Annotated in this window: 19 protein-coding genes and 2 pseudogenes; 9 read left to right on the forward strand and 12 right to left on the reverse strand. The window is 63.6% G+C overall.

All coding sequences use genetic code 11. The annotated features are described in order from the left end of the window. Nucleotides 1–2: 2 nt before the first annotated feature. The 3 genes from JYG36_RS20155 to JYG36_RS20165 are packed head-to-tail and all read left to right on the forward strand — an operon-like array spanning nucleotide 3 to nucleotide 4,930. On the forward strand, nucleotides 3–1,376 hold the full coding sequence (locus JYG36_RS20155; protein WP_213602088.1) for a TolC family outer membrane protein: 1,374 nt from the start codon (nucleotides 3–5) through the stop codon (nucleotides 1,374–1,376). 40 nt (nucleotides 1,377–1,416) lie between these two features. Beyond that, nucleotides 1,417–3,564, forward strand: coding sequence for a type I secretion system permease/ATPase (locus JYG36_RS20160; protein ID WP_371128686.1), 2,148 nt, complete (start codon nucleotides 1,417–1,419; stop codon nucleotides 3,562–3,564). A gap of 10 nt (nucleotides 3,565–3,574) precedes the next feature. Beyond that, nucleotides 3,575–4,930: an HlyD family type I secretion periplasmic adaptor subunit gene (locus tag JYG36_RS20165; RefSeq protein ID WP_045193388.1), complete on the forward strand. Its 1,356-nt coding sequence runs from the start codon at nucleotides 3,575–3,577 to the stop codon at nucleotides 4,928–4,930. A gap of 15 nt (nucleotides 4,931–4,945) precedes the next feature. Here the strand turns inward: JYG36_RS20165 and JYG36_RS20170 are convergent, their stop codons facing one another. The 4 genes and pseudogenes from JYG36_RS20170 to JYG36_RS20180 form a co-directional block, all read right to left on the reverse strand. Continuing rightward, entirely contained in the window at nucleotides 4,946–5,545 is a 600-nt protein-coding gene (locus JYG36_RS20170; RefSeq protein ID WP_045193389.1) for a tRNA-uridine aminocarboxypropyltransferase, read from the reverse strand. Between the two features lie 78 nt (nucleotides 5,546–5,623). Beyond that, nucleotides 5,624–6,598 (reverse strand): annotated as a pseudogene (locus JYG36_RS26850) (methyl-accepting chemotaxis protein); the annotation flags it as partial. Between the two features lie 279 nt (nucleotides 6,599–6,877). Further along, nucleotides 6,878–7,189: pseudogene (locus tag JYG36_RS26855) on the reverse strand (PAS domain-containing protein); the annotation flags it as partial. 135 nt (nucleotides 7,190–7,324) lie between these two features. After that, a complete protein-coding gene (locus JYG36_RS20180) occupies nucleotides 7,325–8,218 on the reverse strand; it encodes a LysR family transcriptional regulator (protein ID WP_045193391.1) in 894 nt (297 codons plus the stop codon). A gap of 222 nt (nucleotides 8,219–8,440) precedes the next feature. Between JYG36_RS20180 and speB the strand changes: the two genes are divergently transcribed. Next, nucleotides 8,441–9,391 carry an agmatinase gene (gene speB, locus JYG36_RS20185; protein WP_045193392.1) on the forward strand — a complete coding sequence of 317 codons (951 nt, stop codon included), beginning with the start codon at nucleotides 8,441–8,443 and terminating at the stop codon, nucleotides 9,389–9,391. 145 nt (nucleotides 9,392–9,536) lie between these two features. After that, entirely contained in the window at nucleotides 9,537–10,916 is a 1,380-nt protein-coding gene (locus JYG36_RS20190) for a sodium:solute symporter family protein (RefSeq protein ID WP_045193393.1), read from the forward strand. 54 nt (nucleotides 10,917–10,970) lie between these two features. On the opposite strand, the gene JYG36_RS26690 is transcribed toward JYG36_RS20190, so the two are convergent. Together JYG36_RS26690 and ptrR are read right to left on the reverse strand one after the other, a co-directional pair. After that, entirely contained in the window at nucleotides 10,971–11,096 is a 126-nt protein-coding gene (locus JYG36_RS26690) for a PA1414 family protein (protein ID WP_010223057.1), read from the reverse strand. A gap of 124 nt (nucleotides 11,097–11,220) precedes the next feature. Next, complete coding sequence (ptrR, locus tag JYG36_RS20195; protein ID WP_045193394.1) at nucleotides 11,221–12,114, reverse strand: putrescine utilization regulator PtrR; 894 nt, start codon at nucleotides 12,112–12,114, stop codon at nucleotides 11,221–11,223. Between the two features lie 106 nt (nucleotides 12,115–12,220). On the opposite strand from ptrR, the gene JYG36_RS20200 reads away from it, so the two are divergent. Further along, nucleotides 12,221–13,402 (forward strand): MFS transporter, encoded by a 1,182-nt coding sequence (locus JYG36_RS20200; protein ID WP_213602090.1) that lies wholly within the window; start codon nucleotides 12,221–12,223, stop codon nucleotides 13,400–13,402. Here JYG36_RS20200 and JYG36_RS20205 read toward each other — a convergent pair. Next, a complete protein-coding gene (locus tag JYG36_RS20205) occupies nucleotides 13,353–14,279 on the reverse strand; it encodes a DMT family transporter (RefSeq protein ID WP_213602091.1) in 927 nt (308 codons plus the stop codon). The genes JYG36_RS20200 and JYG36_RS20205 overlap by 50 nt on opposite strands. A 109-nt stretch (nucleotides 14,280–14,388) precedes the next feature. Continuing rightward, the gene (locus JYG36_RS20210) at nucleotides 14,389–14,781 is read right to left on the reverse strand and encodes a transcriptional regulator (RefSeq protein ID WP_093385881.1); all 393 of its coding nucleotides are present in this window, start codon (nucleotides 14,779–14,781) and stop codon (nucleotides 14,389–14,391) included. A 126-nt stretch (nucleotides 14,782–14,907) separates the two neighbouring features. On the opposite strand from JYG36_RS20210, the gene JYG36_RS20215 reads away from it, so the two are divergent. Continuing rightward, a complete protein-coding gene (locus JYG36_RS20215) occupies nucleotides 14,908–15,177 on the forward strand; it encodes a hypothetical protein (RefSeq protein ID WP_093385885.1) in 270 nt (89 codons plus the stop codon). Between the two features lie 96 nt (nucleotides 15,178–15,273). On the opposite strand, the gene JYG36_RS20220 is transcribed toward JYG36_RS20215, so the two are convergent. Beyond that, nucleotides 15,274–16,599, reverse strand: coding sequence for a DEAD/DEAH box helicase (locus tag JYG36_RS20220; protein WP_045193399.1), 1,326 nt, complete (start codon nucleotides 16,597–16,599; stop codon nucleotides 15,274–15,276). A gap of 144 nt (nucleotides 16,600–16,743) precedes the next feature. Here JYG36_RS20220 and JYG36_RS20225 point away from each other — a divergent pair, with 144 nt between their 5' ends. After that, nucleotides 16,744–18,045 carry a mechanosensitive ion channel family protein gene (locus tag JYG36_RS20225; RefSeq protein WP_045193400.1) on the forward strand — a complete coding sequence of 434 codons (1,302 nt, stop codon included), beginning with the start codon at nucleotides 16,744–16,746 and terminating at the stop codon, nucleotides 18,043–18,045. Here the strand turns inward: JYG36_RS20225 and JYG36_RS20230 are convergent. The 3 genes from JYG36_RS20230 to JYG36_RS20240 form a co-directional block, all read right to left on the reverse strand. Further along, nucleotides 17,986–18,864, reverse strand: coding sequence for a carboxylate/amino acid/amine transporter (locus JYG36_RS20230; protein ID WP_045193401.1), 879 nt, complete (start codon nucleotides 18,862–18,864; stop codon nucleotides 17,986–17,988). The genes JYG36_RS20225 and JYG36_RS20230 overlap by 60 nt on opposite strands. A 178-nt stretch (nucleotides 18,865–19,042) precedes the next feature. Then, nucleotides 19,043–19,642 carry an FMN-dependent NADH-azoreductase gene (locus tag JYG36_RS20235; protein ID WP_045193402.1) on the reverse strand — a complete coding sequence of 200 codons (600 nt, stop codon included), beginning with the start codon at nucleotides 19,640–19,642 and terminating at the stop codon, nucleotides 19,043–19,045. A gap of 109 nt (nucleotides 19,643–19,751) precedes the next feature. After that, nucleotides 19,752–20,066 (reverse strand): hypothetical protein, encoded by a 315-nt coding sequence (locus JYG36_RS20240; RefSeq protein ID WP_045193403.1) that lies wholly within the window; start codon nucleotides 20,064–20,066, stop codon nucleotides 19,752–19,754. Between the two features lie 49 nt (nucleotides 20,067–20,115). On the opposite strand from JYG36_RS20240, the gene JYG36_RS20245 reads away from it, so the two are divergent. Further along, on the forward strand, nucleotides 20,116–21,039 hold the full coding sequence (locus tag JYG36_RS20245) for a PA3225 family LysR-type transcriptional regulator (RefSeq protein WP_045193404.1): 924 nt from the start codon (nucleotides 20,116–20,118) through the stop codon (nucleotides 21,037–21,039). Nucleotides 21,040–21,051 lie beyond the last annotated feature (12 nt).

Raw genomic sequence — 21,051 nt, forward strand, 5'->3', positions numbered from 1 at the left:
CCATGCGCGTTTTGACCCCCATCACCAGCGCAATTCTGTTGGCCATGGCATGTGCCAATGCCCAGGCGATGTCACTTAATGAGGCTGTGCAAAGCGCCGTGGATTACCACCCGGAAATCGGCTCCAGCAAAAACAGCCGGCTGTCGGCCGATGAAGACGTGAAGTTCGCCCGAGGCGGTTACTTCCCCACCGTCGACCTGGTGGCCGGTTACGGTCGACAACGCTCCGACAACACCAATACCCGTGGCTTCAATGCCGACGGCACGCGTAATCATAATAAAGAGACACTGACCTACACCCAGTCCGACCTGCGCCTGCGGCAGATGCTCTTCGACGGCTTCAACACCGCCAACGAAGTCGGCCGTACCGAGGCAGTGGTGAACTCGCGGGCCTACTACACCCAGGCCACCGCCCAGTCCGTCGCCCTGAGTACCGTCGAGGCGTACCTGGAGGTGCTCAAACGCCGCGAGCTGGTAACCCTGGCCAAGAACAACCTGCAGGCGCACCTGCGGGTCAACGACCAGATCGGCCTGCGCAGCGAGCGCGGGGTCGGCAGCAACGCCGACCGCGACCAGTCCACCGCCCGTCGCGCGCTGGCCGAGAACAACCTGGACACTGCCGAGGTCGACCTGGCCGATGCCGAGGCCAGATTCTTTAGCGTCGTTGGCCGCCCGGCCGATGAGCTGGAAACCCCGGCGACCATCAAGGGTGAAGTACCTGCTGACCTGCCTGCTGCGCGCCAGGACATGCTCGAAAACAACCCTTACCTGAAATCCGCCCAGGCCGACGTCAATGCGGCCGAGCAGCAATACGAAGTGGCCAAGTCGCCGTTCTACCCGCGTATTGACGCAGTATTGGCAACCGGTGCCAACAACAACACCGCAGGTCAGGTCGGCCACGACAACAACGACTGGCAGGCCGGTGTCGAGCTCAGCTACAACCTGTTCCGCGGCGGCAGCGACAAGGCCCGCCTGCAGTCCGATGCGCACAAGATCAACCAGGCCATGGACATCCGCAACAATGCCCTGCGCCAGATTACCGAAGACCTGTCGCTGTCGTGGAACGCCATGACCAACGCCCAAAAGCAACTGCGGGCGGCCCGCGAATACGCCGAGACCACCACCCGTGTGCGCGCCGCTTACCAGGACCAGTTCGGCCTCGGCCAGCGTACCCTGCTCGATTTGCTCGACAGTGAAAACGAGCTGTACAACGCCAACCGCCGCTACACCGAAGTGCGCTACACCGAAGAGTTCTCCATGTACCGGGTGCTGGCCAACATGGGAGAGCTGCTGAACAAGCAGCGCATCTCGCTGCCACCCGAGGCGATCGCCAAGAGCGAAGTGAAGAGCGAGGCGCGCCTGCCCGATATGCGCTAAACCCCTCCACCTGCGGCAGGAGTAGGCGATTGTGACCAGCATGCAACCTGCGAGCTCGGCAATAGATCCGCGCCAGAGTTTCGATGACCCGTTACTCGATGGCTTGCTGATCCTTTGCAAGCTGCATGGTTGCACTGTCAGTCGCGCCGGCCTGAGTGCCGGCCTGCCGCTACCCGAGCAGCGCCTGAGCCTTGAGCTGCTGCCCCGGGCGGCAGCGCGGGCCGGTTTGCAGGCGCGGATCCTGCGGCGTGAGCTGGGGGCGATCTCGGCGCTCAACCTGCCGGTGCTGTTGCTGCTCAAGGACGGTCGCTGCGCAGTGCTGCGGCGTTGGGGCGATGACGGTCGGGCGCTGATCCTGCCCTGCGAAGCCGAAGGCGGCGAGCAGTGGGTCAGCCGCGAAGAACTGCTGCAAGCCTACGCCGGCGAGGCGCTGTTCGCCCGCCCCCGCCATGAACTCGAAGACCTGCGTGCGCCGTTGATGCCACGGGTCAACGCCTGGTTTCGCGACACCCTCAAACTCTCACGCTGGCTCTACAGCGACGCCATTCTCGCCAGCCTGCTGATCAACCTGCTGGGGCTGATGGTGCCCTTGTTCGTCATGCAGACCTACGACCGCGTGGTGCCCAACCAGGCCACCTCGACGCTGTGGGTACTGAGCGCCGGCCTGCTGATCGGCACCCTGTTCGAATTGACCCTGCGCGTGGTCCGCGCCCACCTGCTCGACCAGGCCGGGAAAAAGACCGACCTGATTCTTTCCGCCACCCTGTTCGAACGCATCACCGGCATGTCGATGAAAGCCCGGCCGGCCACGGTTGGCGGCTTTGCCCAGAGCATTCATGACTTCCAGGGCCTGCGTGAATTCCTTACCGCCGTGACCCTGACCAGCATTATCGACCTGCCCTTCGTGGTGCTGATGCTGGCGGTGATCGGCCTGCTCGGTGGCTGGCTGGTGGTGATCCCGCTGATTGCCTTCCCGGTGACCATTTTCTTTGCCCTGTTCATCCAGGTGCGGCTGCGCGATACCGTGCAAAAAAGCCTGGCCCTGGGCGCGGTGCGCCAGGCGCTGCTGATCGAAACCCTCGGCGGCCTGGAAACCCTCAAGGCCTGCAGCGCCGAAAGCGAGCGCCAGTACCAGTGGGAAAGCACCCACGGCGCCCTCACCCGCCTCGACGCCCACGCCCGCAACCTGTCGGCGCTGGCCACCAACGGCACGCTGTTCATCCAGCAGTTCTGCGGCATGGCCACCATCGTTGCCGGGGTCTACAGCATCATTGCCGGCAACCTCAGCGTCGGCGCCCTGGTTGCCAGCTACATGCTCGGCAGCCGGGTGCTGGCACCGCTCGGGCAAATCGCCGGGCTGATCACCCGCTACCAGCAGGCACAGCTGACCATGCGCAGCACCGACGCGCTGATGGCCCTGCCGCAGGAGCGCCAGGCCGGCCAGCAACCGCTGGAGCGCACCCAGTTGCACGGCGGCCTCGACGTCAGCCATGTGAGCTTTCGCTACCACGGCCAGAACGCTGCCGCCCTCAATGACATCAGCTTCAGCGTCAAGCCGGGCGAACGCATCGGCATCATCGGCCGCAGCGGCTCGGGCAAGAGCACCCTCGCGCGCCTGTTGATGGGTTTCTATGCCCCGGACGAAGGGCAGATCCTGCTCGACAACCTCGACCTGCGCCAACTGGACATCGCCGACCTGCGCCACCAACTGGGCTACGTCGCCCATGACCTGCCGCTGCTGGCCGGCAGCCTGCGCGACAACCTGACCCTTGGCGCGCGCTATGTGAGTGACGCGCGCATGCTTGAAGTGGCCGAGCTGACCGGCGTCAGCGAGCTGGCCCGCCAGCACCCGCAAGGCTTCGACCGCCCGGTCGGCGAGCGCGGCCAGCTGCTTTCCGGTGGCCAGCGCCAGGCCGTGCTGCTGGCCAGGGCGATGTTGCTCGAACCGCCGATCATGATCCTCGACGAACCCACCAGCCACATGGACAACAGCAGCGAAGACCAGCTGCGCCAGCGCCTGCATGGCTGGGTGCAGGGCAAAACCCTGCTGCTGGTCACCCACCGCACCTCGATGCTCAGCCTGGTCGACCGGCTGCTCGTACTGGACAACGGCAAGATCGTTGCCGACGGGCCGAAGGAAGCGGTCATCGATGCACTGCGCAAAGGCCGCGTTGGCGCGGCACTCTAGGGGGTCATTCATGTCCGTAAGCCAAGGCCTGCGCAGCTACTTCCAGAGTTTCGGCAAAACCGCCGAACGCGAGTTCATGCCCGATGTGGCCGGCGCCACCCTGCAGGACTCGCCGCGTCTCTCGCGGATCACCGTGTGGCTGGCCGCGGGGCTGTTGCTGGTGGCGCTGCTGTGGGCCAAGTTCGCCGTGCTCGATGAAGTGACCATGGGCGAAGGCAAGGCCATTCCGTCGAGCAAGGTCCAGGTGATCCAGAACCTTGAAGGCGGCATCGTCACCGAGATCTTCGTCCGTGAAGGGCAGATGGTGAACAAGGGCGATACCCTGCTGCGCCTGGACGACACGCGTTTTCTCTCCAACAAGGGCGAGAGCGAAGCCGACCGCTTTGCCCTCACCGCCCAGGTCGAGCGCCTTGCCGCCGAAGCCGAAGGCCGGCCGTTCCAGCTCTCCGAAGAAGTACGCAGCAAGGCGCCGCAGGTGGCTGAAGACGAACTCTCGCTGTACCAGTCGCGCCAGCGTCGGCTGAGCAGCGAAAAGCAGACCCTCAACGAGCAACTGCGGCAAAAAACCCAGGAACTGGCCGAGTTTCGCTCCAAGGTCGAGCAGTACCGCTCGGCCCTGGCGCTGTTGCAGCAGGAACTGAACATGTCGACGCCGCTGGTTGGCACCGGGGCGATCTCACCAGTGGAAATCCTGCGCCTCAAGCGCAGCGCCGTTGAAGCCCGCGGCTCGCTCAACGCCACCAGCCTGGCAATCCCGCGCGCCGAAGCGGCGGTGGCCGAGATCAAGAGCAAGATCGAAGAGTCCGAAGCCGGGTTTCGCTCAGAGGCGGCCAAGGAACTCAACGAAAAACGCACCGACCTGTCGAAGATCACCGCCTCAAGCATTGCCATCGATGACCGGGTAACCCGCACCACCGTGGTTTCGCCGGTGCACGGGATCATCAAGCTGCTCAAGGTCAACACCATCGGCGGCGTGGTCCAGCCCGGCAGTGACCTGCTGGAGATCGTGCCGCTGGAAGACAACCTGCTGATCGAGGCCAAGGTGCGCCCGCAAGATGTCGCCTTCCTGCACCCCGGGCAGTCGGCGATGGTCAAGTTCAGCGCCTACGACTACACCATCTACGGCGGCCTGAAGGCCAAGCTCGAACTGATCAGCGCCGACACCGTCACCGACGACAAGGGCAACGCCTTTTACCTGATCCAGGTGCGCACCGACAAGAACCACCTGGGTGGTGATAACAAACCGCTTTTGATCATCCCCGGCATGACTGCCACGGTGGATATCATCACCGGCCACAAGAGCGTGCTCGATTACCTGCTCAAGCCGGTGCTCAAGGCACGTACCGAAGCCATGCGCGAACGCTGAGGCGCTCGCAGTGGCTCAACGCAGATGATTGCGCTCGTAGGTCTCGCGCCCCATCGCCGCAATCTGCCCCTCGATCAGCGCCTCGAACGGTTTTAACAGCGCGTCAAAATTAACCGGCGCCTCCAGCACGTTGAGCGCCTGCACCAGTGCCTCCAGAGTCGATACTGCCCCCGCCTGCGGCGCTTTGCGCAGGCGATAGCGCGAAGGCAGGACCTGGGCCAGGGTTACCCGCGGCAACGTGCCAAGCAACGGGTTCACATGCAACAACTTGCTCGCCTTGCGCCAGGTACCATCGGGCACCACCAGTTGCCACGGTCGCTTATCCTCTTCGTCGGCATAGGCCACCAGCGGCTGCGCCGCATCGCCCGGAAACAGCAAGGCACTGCGGTACCCCGGTGCTTGCAGCAGCTCAGGCAGATCCTCGAACACTTCGCCCACGTGCAATTGCGCATTGCGCAAGCCAAGCGCCGCCAGCTTGGCGGTATTGAGGGCGTGGCGCACTTCACTGGGATGCTGCAGCAACAGCACGCGGGTACGGCTGTCGAGGGAAGGGATTAGCGGACAAAGGCAATGGGCTTGTGGGCGCAGGCAGCGCTCGCAGTGGATTCTGGACATCGGGTTCTCCTGAGCGGGCAAAGTGTGCCACAGCAGCCCCGAAAAAAGCCCACTTCCCTGTGGGAGAGACGAAAAGCTTCAGCGGTTGAAACGTTCGGCCAGGCTGTACAGGTAATCGGCCATGCGTTCCAGGTCCTGGCTGATCTCGGCGCCCTGCTTGGCCTGCCCGGCGCTGTGATCGCAGAGCTGGGCAATGCGGGTGATCTGCTGGTTGATGTCCTCGGCGACATGACTCTGCTGTTCCGAGGCTGTGGCCATCTGCTGGCTCATGCCGGTGATGCGGCTGACCGCCTGGGTGATGCCCACCAGCGCCGACTGCACCGCCTCGACGCTGTGCACGCTGTCGCGGGAGATCTGCTCGCCCTTGCTGGCACTGGACACCGCCCGCTCGGCGCCGGCGCGCAACGAGGCGATAATCTGGTGGATCTCCTCGGTCGAGGTACGGGTACGCTGGGCCAGCGAGCGCACCTCGTCGGCGACCACGGCAAAGCCCCGGCCCTGCTCGCCGGCCCGCGCCGCCTCGATCGCCGCGTTGAGCGCCAGCAGGTTGGTCTGCTCGGCAATCGAGGTGATGACATCGACCACGCTGCCGATCGACTGGGTCTGGTCGGCCAGGGCATTGACCGCCTGGCCGATGTCGCTGACCGCCTCGGCCATACTGCCCATGGCGCGCAGGCTTTGCTGCGCCAGGTCACTGCCCTGCTGGGCCAGGTGATCGGCATCGGAGGCGGCCGTAGCGGTGTTCTGCACGTTGTGCGTCACTTCCTGGATGGTCGCTGCCATTTGCGCAATCGCCGTGGCCGACTGATCGGTTTCGCTGCGTTGCTTGTCGAGCATCTGCGCCTGGGCCCCGGACAGGTCGGAGGATTGCGCGGCGCGCGTCTTGACCCCGACACCGGCATCCACCAGGCGCGTCAGGGCCGATTGCAAGCGGGCTTCTTCACTGATGATCGCCAGGTCCAGCTGGCCCTGCAGGCCGCTGTTGTCGCTGTAGGTCAGGGCCACCAGAGGGCTGGTGAAGGCTTTCGGGTGTTCGCCCAGGGTGCGGCGGATCACCCGGTTCTGCCGCGCCTCGATCAGGTACCAGGCGCTGAGCAGGCTGGCCATCAGCACACCCAGGGCGGCGTACTGGGGCAGCCACAAATAGCTGATCACAGACAAAATACCAGCGCCGACCAAGGGCCAGCCGTGTTCCACTGTCGCGCCCAGTCGAGCCGCCAGCGGCACCGGGCTGCGCCCCTGGCGCAACCGTGCATACAACGCCGTGGCCCGGCGGATCTGCTCGCGGGTCGGTACCGAGCGCACCGACTCGTAGCCGCTGATCCGGCCGTTTTCGTAAATCGCCGTAACGTAAGCGCTGACCCAGTAGAAGTCGCCGTTTTTGGCGCGGTTCTTCACCACGCCCATCCAGGGTTTGCCCTGTTTGATGGTTTCCCACATATGCCCGAACACCGCGGGGGGCATGTCCGGATGACGCACCAGGTTGTGCGGCTGATCGAGCAATTCCTCGTAGGTAAAACCGCTGATGGCGACAAAGGCGTCGTTGCAATAGGTGATGCGGCTATTGAGGTCGGTAGTGGAAATCAGCCGCTGTTCGCTCGGAAAGGTTCTTTCATGCTCAGTGACGGGCAAATTCATGCGCATCTGGGCGATCCCTGCAAAGGAGAGATGGGAAATTTCATCAAGCCAATACAGGTTTAGCAGAGCAATTACGGGGTTGCGGCCGATATTTTCAGGAATTTTTGCAGCCAAGACTAAATTTACTAGGGGCCGTTTCGTTCAGGCTGGAGTGAGTTGCGCCTTGAGCAGATCGCGAAAGGTCTGGATCAAGGGTTCGCGGCTGCGGCCACGGCGAATGATCATGGAGAACGGTGCCTGATAGCCGAAGGTCGCCGGCGATAGCACCCGCAAATCGCCCTTGTCAGCCCAGGCCTGGGCATAGTGTTCCGGCAGGTAGCCGATATAGGCGCCGGACAACACCAGGATCAGTTGCGCCTCCATGCTCTCCACCGTTGCCGCGCTGTGCTTGAAGCCGTGGCGGGCAAGTTCAGCCTGGCTCCAGTAACCGCGACCGACCATGCGCTGCTGGGTAATCACCTGCTCGGGAATGCGCCGCTCGTTGAACAGCGGATGGCGGTTGCTGCAATACAGCCAATGTTGCTCGCGGTACAACGGCTGATACACCAGCCCGCTCATGCGCGTGGAAAAGGCGCCGATGGCCAGGTCCAGGCGGTTGTCCTGCACCCCCAGTTGCAGCTCGTAGGGGCTCGACACCGACAGGTGCAAGTGCACCGCCGGGTGCTCCTGGCTGTAGGCACCGATAGCTTCAGCCAAAGGCAAGGCCCGATCACCGACGGTGGAGTCGATCACCCCAAGGTTGAGGGTACCGCGCAATTCCCCCTTGAGCGCCGCCGCGTATTGCTCGAAACCGTCCATTTCTGCCAGCAGGCGCAAGGTCTCCTGGTGGAACAGTTCACCCTTGCTGGTCAGGCTGAAACCGCCACGGCCGCGATGGCAAAGGACGATGCCAAGGGCCGCCTCGAGCTGGCTCATGTAGGTACTGATGGCCGAGGTCGACAGGTTCAGCTCGCGCTGGGCGTTGGCAAACCCCTGGTGGCGCACGATGCTGACGAAGATGCGCAGGAGTTTCAGGTCGGGCAAGGCAGAGGCCATGTGATCGCGGTCCGCAGGGCTACAGATGGCCGGATTCTAACCGCAATACCGGCATTAGTTCAGAAAAACCTGAACTAAGTATTTGCCTGTAGCGATTCTTTTCATCCACTACCTTTTGCAGACTCTGCCGCAATGCACCTGCTTGCCGGCATTTCAGGGGTTGCCCCAGGCCAGCCAGACAGGTTCCAACAACTAGAACAATCGAATCGATGAGGCCCGACCGTGGACAAGATTCTGCACCAACCACTGGGCGGCAACGAAATGCCGCGCTTCGGCGGCATCGCCACCATGCTCCGTCTCCCTCACCTGCAAAGCGCCGAAGGCCTGGATGCCGCGTTCATCGGCATCCCCCTGGACATCGGCACCTCGCTGCGCTCCGGCACCCGCTTCGGCCCACGGCAGATCCGCGCCGAATCGGTGATGATCCGCCCGTACAACATGGCCACTGGCGCTGCGCCCTTCGATTCGTTGTCGGTTGCCGATATCGGCGACGTGGCGATCAACACCTTCAACCTGCTCGACGCCGTACGGATCATTGAAGAAGCCTACGACGAGATCCTCGAACACAACGTCATCCCCATGACCATGGGCGGCGACCACACCATCACCCTGCCGATCCTGCGCGCTATCCACAAGAAGCACGGCAAGGTCGGGCTGGTGCACATCGATGCCCACGCCGACGTCAACGATCACATGTTCGGCGAGAAGATCGCCCACGGCACCACCTTCCGCCGCGCCGTCGAAGAAGGCCTGCTGGACTGCGACCGCGTGGTGCAGATCGGCCTGCGCGCCCAGGGCTATACCGCCGAAGACTTCAACTGGAGCCGCAAGCAGGGCTTCCGTGTGGTCCAGGCCGAAGAGTGCTGGCACAAGTCGCTGGAGCCGTTGATGGCCGAAGTGCGCGAGAAAGTCGGTGGCGGCCCGGTGTACCTGAGCTTCGACATCGACGGTATCGACCCGGCCTGGGCACCGGGCACCGGCACCCCGGAAATCGGCGGCCTGACCACCATCCAGGCGATGGAAATCATCCGCGGCTGCCAGGGCCTGGACCTGATCGGCTGCGACCTGGTGGAAGTCTCGCCACCTTACGACACCACCGGCAACACCTCGCTGCTCGGTGCCAACCTGCTGTACGAAATGCTCTGTGCACTGCCGGGCGTGGTTCGCCGCTAACGGTAGTACACCAGGAGTTGCAACAGGGCAGGAGCCATGACAGTCGGGCCGCAACGACGGCCCACTGAGTAGACGAATGACCCGGCGCCAGGCTTGCCTGGCGCCGGGGTCGATCTCACCATAATAAAGATAATTGGAGACACCCATGGCCTTGGACATATTCGTTGTTCTGATTTATGCCGCCGGCATGCTCGCGCTCGGCTGGTTCGGCATGCGCCGGGCAAAAACCCATGAAGATTACCTGGTGGCCGGGCGCAACCTGGGCCCTAGCCTGTACATGGGCACCATGGCCGCCACGGTACTGGGCGGCGCGTCGACCGTCGGCACCGTACGCCTGGGCTATGTCCACGGGATTTCCGGCTTCTGGCTGTGCGCCGCGCTGGGCCTGGGCATCATCGCCCTGAACCTGTTCCTGGCCAAGCCGCTGCTGCGCCTGAAGATCTTCACCGTTACCCAGGTGCTGGAAAAACGCTACAACCCCATGGCCCGCCAGGCCAGTGCGGTGATCATGCTTGCCTACGCGCTGATGATCGCGGTGACCTCGACCCTGGCCATCGGCACCGTTTTGCAAGTGCTGTTCGACCTGCCGTTCTGGGGCGCGATCCTGCTCGGTGGTGGCGTCGTGGTGGTGTACTCGACCATCGGCGGCATGTGGTCGCTGACCCTGACCGACATCGTCCAGTTCGTGATCAAGACCGTCGGCCTGATGTTTGTCCTGCTGCCCATCTGCCTGTACAAGGTCGGTGGCTGGGATCAACTGGTGGCCAAGCTGCCGGCCAGCAACTTCAGCCTGACCACCATCGGCTGGGACACCATCATCACCTACTTCCTGATCTACTTCTTCGGCATCCTGATCGGCCAGGACATCTGGCAACGGGTGTTCACCGCCCGTGACGAGAAAGTCGCCAAGTACGCGGGCACCACTGCTGGCGTGTACTGCGTGATCTACGGCCTGGTGTGCGCACTGATCGGCATGGCCGCGCATGTCCTCCTGCCGGACCTGGACAACGCCAACAACGCCTTTGCCGCGATCGTCAAATCCACCCTGCCTGACGGTATCCGTGGCCTGGTGATTGCCGCTGCGCTGGCAGCGATGATGTCCACCGCCAGTGCTGGCCTGCTGGCCGCCTCCACGGTCCTGACCGAAGACCTGCTGCCGAAACTGCGCGGCGGCAAGCAGTCGAGCCTGGGCATCAACCGCCTGTTCACCCTGCTGACCGGTATTGCCGTACTGGGTATCGCCTTGGTGGTAACCGATGTGATCAGCGCCTTGACCCTGGCCTACAACCTGCTGGTGGGCGGCATGCTGATTCCGCTGATCGGCGCCATCTACTGGAAACGCGCCACCACTGCGGCGGCGATCACCAGCATGACCCTGGGCTTCGTCACCGCCCTGGCGTTCATGATCATGGATGGGATGGACGCCAACACGCCGATCTACTACAGCCTGGCGATCGGCCTGGTGAGCTTTGTGGTAGTCAGCCTGATGTCGCGCCGCCCGGTAGGCGCCGTCAACCTGGCCTGATAGACAGGTGCACCACGGCCGTCGCATCAGCAATGATGCGGCGGCCGATGTGTTTTAGCGACGTGGCTGGCGCTTGCGCTGTTCTTCGTCGGTAGGGATCGGCACCGGCTGCAGCGGTGGCGGGATCAGGCCCAGGGCAGCGGCCAGGTCGTGGAGCCAGTTGAACAGATGGTTTCTCATAACTCCCCCTTACGGGTCAGCCTGCACGGCGAATAAATCCTGCGATGCTTCATACAGATCATAGTCCCAAGTATTGCAATGCGCATGTCTGTGCAACATGACTTGAGGGCAAGTTTGATCTCAATCAAGCCTCCTGCGCCATCTGCGCTGCCTGGGTAACTGTTTCCCCTTGTTGCAAATCGATCCAGGCGCTCAAATTCGCCCCGCGCATGCCCTTGCGCCACATCAGCCAGGTGGTGGCCTGATCGAACGGCGCCTGCAGGCGATGCACCGCCACCCGTTCGCGGCCCGGCAGGCTGTCGAGCATCGACTGCGCCATCAACGCAACCCCAGCCCCGGCTATCACACAGGCGAGCATGCTCGGGTACGACTCGATCTCCATGACCCGGCCCATGGCCGCGTGATCGTGGGCATACCAGGCCTCCAGGCGCATCCGGTACGAACAGCCTTGACGAAAGGTGAACACCGCCCGCCCGGCGACATCGCGGGCACTGCGCACCGGCCCATGGCCGGGTTCGGTGATCAGCACCAGGGTTTCGTCGCACAGCGGCACGCCGTCGAGCCCGGCCAGGGCCAGCGGCCCGTCGACCAGGGCGGCATCCAGGCGGCCGCTGAGCAAGCCTTCGAGCAACTCGCCGCTGGGCGCCGCCTGCACCTGCAGGTTCACCGCCGGGTAAGCGCTGTGGTAACGGGCCAGCAAGTCGGGCAAATGAATGGCCGCAGTGCTGTACATCGAGCCCAGCACGAACTCCCCGGCCGGCTGCCCGCCCTGCACGGCGGCAAAGGCCTCATCGTGCAGGGCGAGCATGCGCCCGGCGTAATCGAGCAGCACCTTGCCCGCCGGCGACAGCTGCAAACGCTGGCGCTCGCGGCGAAACAGCTCAACGCCCAGTTGCTCTTCGAGCTGGCGCAGGCGCGTCGACAGGTTCGACGGCACCCGGTGCAGGCGCTCGGCGGCGCGGGTCACCGAGCCCTCCTCGGCCACCGCCTGGAAAATCCGCAATTGGCTGAGCTCCACGAGCTATTCTCCAAAACAGAACAAGTTGCTCATCATTATTCAATTTTATTGAAAATCAACCGGCTTTAGCCTGACGGTCATTCACGCTTGTGCAGGAATTGCCGCCATGTCGCCAGTTGTTCGCCTTCTCGCCTGTGCCGTTGCCCTGATGATGGCCATGGGCATCGGCCGCTTCGCCCTCACTCCACAGCTCCCGCACCTGATCAGCGAAGGGCAGGTCAGCCTGACCGCCGCCGGCCTGATCGCCGCCGCCAACTACCTGGGCTATCTGCTCGGCGCCCTGGACGCCATGTTCGTCCGCCGCCCGGGCCAGGTCAGCGCGCGCCTGCACGGCGGTCTGTGGCTGTGCGTCGTGCTGACCCTGGCGTCGTTCTCGGCCAGCGGTTTCTGGGCCCATCTGCTGCTGCGCTTTGGCACCGGCGTGGCCAGCGCCTGGGTGCTGGTGATGCTCACCAGCCTCAGCCAGCAGGTGGCAGCGGCCAGCAATCGGCCACGGCTCGGCGCCCTGGTGTTTGCCGGGCCCGGGGTGGGAATTTTTTTAACCGGAATGCTGGCGCTGATCGCCAACCTCAACGGACTGGGCTCGGCGCCGCTGTGGTTAATCTATGCCGCCGTTGCCCTGTTGATGCTGCTGATCGCGCTGCCAGCGCTGCCACGCCCGCAGACGCTAGCGCCTACTGTCAGCGGGGCGCGCGTCCAGCCAGCCGAGCAAGGAATTGCCCGCCTCGGCCTGGTGTATGCCCTGTACGGTATTGGCTATATCATCCCCGCGACCTTCATGTCGCAGATGGCCAGTGCGCGCTTTCACGGGCAGTGGCTGGCCGACCTGTTCTGGCCCGGTTTTGGTCTGGCGGCGGTGCTGGGCGTGGTGCTGGTCAGCCTGCGCCGCCCGGGCATGGGCAGCACCTCAAGCTGGCTGATCGCGACCCTGTGGCTGCAGGCCGCCGGCGTGTTCGCCTGCCTGCTGGGCAACGGCCCGGGCCTGGCGCTGGGGGTAATCCTCTGTGGCGGCCCGTTCCTGGCCTGCATGCAACTGGTAATGCAACGCTCGCGGGAGCTGGCACCGCACGCCAGCCAGCGCAATGCCGGGCTTTTGACCGCCTGTTTTGCCCTGGGCCAGCTCAGTGGACCGCTGCTGGCGGCGCTGAGCAATCAGTTCGCCGGCAGCCTGCAGGCAGCGCTGCTGATCGCCGCCAGCGGCCTGGTGCTCGCCGGCCTGCTGCTGTTGCGCCCGCAGGCTAGCCGAGCAGGCTGCGCAGGCGCCGGCGCACCCACTGCTCAGCGCTGACCAGGGTCACCCCGAGCAGCACCATGATCGCGCCGAGGACGAAATTCAGGCTCAACGGCTCGCCCAGCAACAGCACGCCGAAAGTCACCCCGAACAACGGAGTAATGAACGAGAACACCGCCAGGTTCGAGGCCAGATAGCGGCGCAGCAGCCAGAACCAGGTCAGGTAACTGAAAAACGACACGATCAGGCCCTGAAACAGCAGGCTGCCGATCGACAGCGGGGTGAACTGCACCTGGGTAACCTGGCCACTGGCGACAGCGATCAACAGCAGGCCGACAAAACCGACCGCCAGTTGATAGAACAGCGTCAGGGTCGCTGGCGCCTCCGACAGCCGCGAAGCGCGCACCACCACGGTGGTTGCGCCCCAGGCCAGGCCCGCCAGCACCCCGAAGGCGTCACCCAGCAGCATTTGTGCGTCCAGATGCTCAAGGGAAACGCCACCGGCAAAGGCAAAGGCAATACCGCCAAAGGCCAGCAGGATGCCCAGCCACTGCAAGGGCCGCAGCCGCTCGCTGGGCAGCATGAAATGCAAGCCCAGGGCGGTAAACACCGGTGCGGTGTAGAGGAATACCGACATGTGCGCCGCCGAGGTCAGCTTCAGGCCTTCGGCGATGAACAGAAACTCCAGGCCAAACAGGGAACCGGCCAGTAGCCCGCCGCGCCAGGTGCTGGCGACCTGGTCCCAGCCGCCACGAAAACACATCAGCAGGCCGACCAGCAATGCCGCCATCCCCGAGCGCATGGCTTGCTGCATTACCGGGGCAATATCCGGTGCGGCCCACTTGATCATCACCTGCTGGATGCCCCAGATCAGGCACAGCACCAGCATCACTTGCAGGGCAAAGGCATCGGTATTGCGGCGGCTGGCGCTCATCGGGCGCCCCCGGTTTCTGGCAGCAACATGGCAGGCTCTCGGCAGAAGTGGATCCAGCGCCGATTATCAGCGGCGGCGGCCGCTCAATGCCAGCCTTGTGTTACCTGCTTCAGGCAATCTGCGCCTTGGAGGCCAAATGATCGAAAGTAGCCTCGTCCAGTGCATCCTCCTGTTCATCCAGCACCTGGCGTGGGTGATCGTTGCCCGGAATGCTGCTGTCCAGCAGGCTCAGCAGCCGCGAGCCCCGCTCGGTAAGGATGAAGTTCTCGCCGTTGCCGCCCTCGTCTTCCGGGCGTGAGGCAAAGTAACCGCGCTCGAACAGCAGCTTTTCATACTCACATGCCAGGGTTTTCAGATGATCGAGATCGCCAGGGGCCGCGCCCTCGGCCGCGAGCTGGGCTGCATGCTGCTCGGCGTAAGGCCTGGGGGTAAAACTGTGGCCGGCGCTATTCTGCGCTTCGTGCAACAGGCGTTCGATCAGGTCCCAGTCGTAGGTGGTCATCGGCATAGCCTCAATCAGGGGTAGGTAAGATTGTGACCGGTGTACGCGGCTGCGGTTCGACTGAACTTTCGCCGCCCGGCGAGGCTCAACCGCAAGACTTCACCTTGATTGCCCGGGAGCCTGCCGATGAAAACCCTGTTGAACATTGCAGCCGCCGCCAGCCTGCTGCTGGCCCTGCCCGGCTGGGCGTGCACGCTGGAAGAAGCGACGGCCAAGCGCGAAGAACTGGCCAAGGAAGTGAGCAAGCTCACCGAGCAGAACCCGCAGAAGGCCAAGGAGATCAACGACGAGCTGCAGAAGATGGAGCTGGGCACGGCCAGCAAGGACTTGCCGGACAAGTGCCAGCTGATCGACAAGCGGATGCAGGAATTGAAGAACGCTGAGAAGAAGACTTGAAATCGGGGTGAAACAATCGCGGGTCAAGTCGGGTCGCCGCACCGCCGCTCCCACAAGGGCTGCAAAGAACCTGTGGGAGGGCTATGAAGCCGGCGCTTACTCCGCAGCCGGCGCCGGTTTGCGGCGCTTGAGCGGTGCCAGGCCGTCGGCGCTGGCCAGCGGCGCGTTAGGCTTTGGCTTGGCTGTTGGCTTGCGCTTGGCCACGACCTTCTTGTCGCCTTTTTTATCGGTCTTTTTCTTTTTCACACCGGCCGCCTTGCCCGAGGCCTTGACCTTCTTCGGCCCGGTGTAGGTGCCTTTGACTTCCTTGATCACCCGGCGCTCGAAGGTCTGCTTCAGGTAGCGCTCGATGCTCGACATCAGGTTCCAGTCGCCGTGACAGATCAACGACACCGCCAGGCCTTCGTTACCGGCACGGCCGGTACGGCCGATGCGGTGTACGTATTCGTCGCCGCTGCGTGGCATGTCGAAGTTGATCACCAGGTCCAGGCCGTCGACGTCCAGGCCGCGGGCGGCAACGTCAGTAGCCACGAGAATCTTGGCGCCGCCCTGCTTCAGGCGCTCGATGGCCAGCTTGCGATCTTTCTGGTCTTTGTCGCCGTGCAGGACGAAAGCCTTGTAGTCCTTGGCCACCAGGTGACCGTAGATGCGGTCGGCCATCACCCGGGTATTGGTGAAGATGATCGCCTTGTCGTAGGTCTCGTTCTCCAGCAGCCACTGCACGATCTGTTCTTTGTGCTGGTTGTGGTCAGCGGTGATGATCTGCTGGCGGGTGCCTTCGGCCAGCTGGCTGACGCTGTTGAGCATCAGGTGCTCAGGGGTTTTCAGCACCTTGCCGATCATGTCGCGCAGGCCGGCACCGCCAGTGGTGGCGGAGAACAGCATGGTCTGTTCACGATTCGGGCACTCGTTGCACAGGCGCTCGACGTCTTCGGCAAAGCCCATGTCGAGCATGCGGTCGGCTTCATCGAGCACGATCACCTGGACATGCTCCAGGTGCAGGTTGCCGGCATTGAGCTGCTCGAGCAAGCGGCCCGGGGTGCCGATCAGCACGTCCGGCACCTTGCGCAGCATCGCGGCCTGCTCCTTGAAGTCTTCGCCACCGGTGATCAGCCCGGCCTTGATGAAAGTGAACTGGGAGAAGCGCTCGACTTCCTTGAGGGTCTGCTGCGCCAGCTCGCGGGTCGGCAACAGCACCAGGGCGCGAATTTCGACGCGCTTCTGCTTGAGGTCAACCAGGCGGTTGAGCATCGGCAGGACGAAGGCTGCGGTCTTGCCGCTACCGGTTTGCGCCGTCACCCGCAGGTCACGCCCTTGCAACGCCAAAGGGATGGCCGCTGCCTGCACCGGCGTCGGCTCGACAAATTTCAGCTCGGCCACGGCTTTGAGCAGGCGTTCGTGCAGGGCGAATTGGGAAAACACGGGTGTACCTCGGGCATGTGCAAAAAATTCAGTTGCATAGGGTAACGTTTTCCGGCGTCGGAGCCGAATTTCTTTTGGCAACTTCTTGCCGATCCGCGCTCTAATGGCCTTGTTTTCGACTTGCGGACCCTTTACGACACCGTTATGGACATTCAACAGCTGTGGCAAAACACCCTGGACCTCTGGGGCACCCTTGATCAACACCCGCTACTGCACGCCGGTATCGGCCTGGGCGTATTGCTGGTGATCGCCCTGCTGCTCGGCCGCGTGGCGCGCTTTCTGGTGCTGCACGCCGCCCGTCTGCTAGGCCGCCAGCCAGCCCTGCACTGGGTCAATGACCTGCGCGAGAACAAGGTGTTCCAGCGCCTGGCCCAGACCACCCCGTCACTGGTGGTGCAATTTGGCCTCAAACTGGTGCCGGAGCTGAGCGCCACCAGCCAGCACTTTCTCGGCAACCTCGCCCTGGCCTTCACCATCCTGTTCCTGACCCTGGCCCTGAGCGCCCTGCTCGACGCCCTGCTGGACATCTACGCGCGCACCGAGCACGCCCGCACCCGCTCGATCAAGGGTTACGTGCAATTGGCGAAGATGGTCCTGTTCGTGTTCGGCGCCATCGTTATCGTCGCCACCCTGATCGACCGCTCGCCGCTATTGCTGCTCTCGGGTCTGGGCGCCATGTCGGCGGTCATCTTGCTGGTCTACAAGGACACCCTGCTGTCGTTCGTCGCCAGCGTGCAGTTGACCAGCAACGACATGCTGCGGGTCGGCGACTGGATCGAGATGCCCCAGGTCGGCGCCGACGGCGACGTGGTCGACATCACCCTGCACACGGTCAAGGTGCAGAACTTCGACAAGACTATCGTCTCCATCCCCACCTGGCGCTTGATGTCCGAGTCGTTCAAGAACTGGCGCGGCATGCAGCAGTCGGGCGGGCGACGGATCAAGCGCAGCCTGTTCATCGATGCCGGCGGCGTGCGCTTCCTGCGCTCCGATGAGGAGCAGCGCCTGAGCGAAGTACGCCTGCTGACCGACTACATTGCCCGCAAGCGCAGTGAGCTCAGAGCCTGGAACGAGGCCCAGGGCAATGTCGCCGAACTCTCCGCCAACCGTCGCCGGATGACCAACATCGGCACCTTCCGTGCCTATGCCCTGGCCTACCTGAAGAGCCACCCGGAGATCCAGCCGAACATGACCTGCATGGTCCGCCAGATGCAGACCACCGCCCAGGGCGTGCCGCTGGAAATCTACTGCTTCACGCGCACCACGGCGTGGGCCGACTACGAGCGGATCCAGGGCGACATCTTCGACTACCTGCTGGCGGTGATGCCGGAGTTCGGCCTGAGCCTGTACCAGCAACCCAGCGGCAATGACCTGCGCGCCGGCCTGTTACCCTCGACCCTGCCCAGCCAGCAGCGGGCGCTGAGTGCCGAGACGACTGAGCCATAGCGACGCGAGGATCACCGCCCCGCCGATGAACAACCGGCCCAGCGGCTCGTGCTGGTTCCAGATCAGCAAATTGAGCAGCAAACCGACCGGCACGTGCAGGTTGTTCATCACCGCCAGGGTGCCGCCGGAAACCAGGCAGGCACCCTTGTTCCACCAGTACAAGCCCAGTGCCGTCGGGCACAGCCCCAAAAACAGCAGCACCAGCCATTGCACCTCGGTGCTCGGCAGGTGCTGGCTGTTGCCGAACAGCAAAAAGGCCGGTAGCACCACCAGCAAGGCGCCCAGGTAGAAGTAACCGAAACGCCGGTAATGCGGCAGGTCGCTGGGGTTGCGTGCGATCAGGTGACGGTACAGCACCTGCCCGGCGGCATAGGTGAAGTTGGCCAGTTGCAGCAGCAAGAAGCCGATGAAAAAGTCCGGGCTGATGCTGTCGAAGCGAATCACCGCCGCACCGGCAACCGCCACCAGCGCCGCCACCAACGCCCAGGGGTTGAAGCGCCGGTTCAGGGCATCTTCGATCAGGGTCACGTGCAAGGGCGTGAGAATGGTGAACAGCAGCACCTCCGGCACCGTCAGCACGCGGAAGCTCAGGTACAGGCAGACATAGGTGATGCCGTACTGCAGCGCACCGATCAGCAGCATCGAACGCATGAAGCGCGCTTCGACCTGGCGCCAGCGGGTCAGCGGCAGGAACACCAGGCCGGCCAGCAACACCCGCGCCAGCACGGCGAAATAGCTGTCGACATGCCCGGCCAGGTACTCGCCGATCAGGCTGAAGGAAAACGCCTGGATCAGCGCGACGATCAATAAATAGCCCATGTTGGCCCCTTGCTGTGGAGGCGGCGACCTTAACGGTTAGCGGCTAGCCCGGCAATAGTCGCTGGCAAGGCCGGCTAGCACGCCAAGCAGCATAAAAAAGCCCGGTCACGCGCAAGGCAGACCGGGCAGGTACACCCAAAGGAGCAACAGGTGTCAGGCGGGAAAATTCATTGCCGGCTTATGCCACGGCGGCAAGCTGCGCCTTGGCCTGGTTCAGGCCCTTCTCGTGGAAATCGCCGCCCATGTTCAGGCCTTCGGCGTGGATGAAGGTCACGTCATGGATACCGATGAAGGCCATGACCTGGCGCAGGTAAGGTTCCTGGTGATCGCTGCTGGCGCCGGCATGAATGCCGCCGCGAGCGGTAAGGATGTAGGCGCGCTTGCCGGTCAGCAGGCCCTGGGGCCCGGTTTCGGTGTACTTGAAGGTGATGCCGGCGCGCAGTACGTGGTCCAGCCAGGCCTTGAGGGTGCTGGGGATGGTGAAGTTGTACATCGGCGCGGCCAGCACCAGCACATCGGCGGCCAGCACTTCATCGGTCAGCTCGTTGGAGCGTGCCAGGGCCTCTAGCTCTTCGGCATTGCGCTGGGTTTCGGGCTTCATCCAGCCGCCGAGCAGGTTGCCATCCAGGTGCGGCACCGGGTTGACGGCCAGGTCGCGCAGGGTCACCTGGTCGGCCGGGTGGGCGGCTTGCCACTGGCTGACGAAGTCGCGGGTCAGTTGCCGGGAGATCGAGTCCTGCTGGCGGGCGCTGCTTTCGATGACGAGTACACGGGACATGGGGCTTGCCTCCATCGGCGAGTTCGGTAAGTCGATGGAGGCAAGATTAATGATTGACCTATCGATAAAAAAGCGTAAAAACTGGGTCCAACCTATCAGTTAAATTGTTTTATTTCGGCTTGCAGTCCAAGGTGATGCGCAGCTTGATGATTTCCCGGTTGAACTTGGCAGTGGCATCGACGCTTTTTTTCGCCGGCACATTCACCCGGCGTACCCGTGGCGCTTCCGGGCCATTGCGGAAAGTCACCTTGCACTGGGCATCGACGTCGCCATAGTTGTTGACGCTGATCGAACCGATGTCACGGTCGGTGTCGTAGGTGGTGTAGTCGACCTTGACGCCGTCGATGTCTTTTTTCACGTCGATGGGATAGGCCAGGGCCGTGAGCGGAAGCAGGGCCAGCAATACAGCACAACATTTCTTCATACGACGCTCTCCATGAAAGAGCGCCAGCTTAGGACAACAGGAGCCGAAGATGAAAGCGCCGCGCGTAACCCTGGATCAGTGGCGGACCCTGCAGGCGGTGGTCGATCACGGCGGTTTTGCCCAGGCCGCCGAGGCCCTGCACCGTTCGCAATCCTCGGTGAGCTATACCGTGGCGCGCATGCAGGACCAGCTCGGCGTACCGCTGCTGCGTATCGACGGGCGCAAGGCGGTGCTGACCGAGGCCGGCAACGTGCTGCTGCGCCGCTCGCGGCAACTGGTCAAGCAGGCCAGCCAGCTTGAAGACCTGGCCCATCACATGGAACAGGGCTGGGAAGCCGAAGTGCGCCTGGTGGTCGATGCCGCCTACCCCAATGCCCGCCTGGTCCGCGCCTTGAGCGCGTTCATGCCGCAAAGCCGTGGCTGCCGGGTGCGCCTGCGCGAAGAGGTGCTGTCCGGGGTCGAAGAGGTGCTGCATGAAGGCATTGCGGACCTTGCCATCAGCGGCTTCAACATTTCCGGCTACCTGGGCACCGAACTGAGTTCGGTCGAATTCGTCGCCGTCGCCCACCCCGAACACAGCCTGCACCGCTTGAACCGGGAACTGAGCTTCCAGGACCTGGAAAGCCAGCTGCAGGTGGTGATTCGCGATTCAGGCCGCGCCCAGCCACGCGATGTCGGCTGGCTGGGCGCCGAACAGCGCTGGACGGTCGGCAGCCTGGCCACCGCCGCCACCTTCGTCAGCAGCGGCCTGGGCTTTGCCTGGCTGCCGCGGCACCTGATCGAGCGCGAGCTGCGTGAAGGCCTGCTCAAGCCTTTACCACTGGATCAGGGTGGCAGTCGCCACCCACTGTTCTACCTTTACTCGAACAAGGACAAACCCCTGGGCCCGGCAACGCAGATCCTCGTCGAGTTGCTGCGCAATTTCGACACCGCACCGCTGGATGTGCCCTTCGCCGCGCCCGCCCAAGCCTGACAGGAATCACGC

This window comes from Pseudomonas sp. SORT22 (genome assembly GCF_018417635.1).
In the GTDB taxonomy this organism is placed as follows: Bacteria; Pseudomonadota; Gammaproteobacteria; order Pseudomonadales; family Pseudomonadaceae; genus Aquipseudomonas.